General features: G+C 70.5%; 1 protein-coding gene. It reads left to right on the forward strand.

The genetic code is table 11. The annotated features are described in order from the left end of the window. On the forward strand, positions 1 to 237 hold a 237-nt coding region (locus tag SB660_RS23700), incomplete at both ends, for a hypothetical protein (protein ID WP_410585043.1).

The raw sequence follows: 237 nt of genomic DNA on the forward strand, positions 1-237 counted from the left end.
GTGAGGAGAAGTTCGTGCACGCCATGTTCCTCGAGAGGGCCGGCAAGGCGGGCGCGCTCGAGGCGCTGGAGGAGCGGCTCCAGCCCGGAGAGCGCCTCGCGCTCGTGGACGACGATCTCTGGATCGACTATGGCAGCGGCGGCGTGCACTCGACGAAGCTGACGAAGGCGGTGCTGGACCGCGCTCTCGGCGTCGCGGGCACGGCGCGCAACCTCCGCACGGTCCGGAAGCTCATCG

Origin of the sequence: Bacillus sp. SIMBA_005, from assembly GCF_046535585.1 — a bacterium.
GTDB lineage: Bacteria > Bacillota > Bacilli > Bacillales > Bacillaceae > Bacillus > Bacillus pumilus.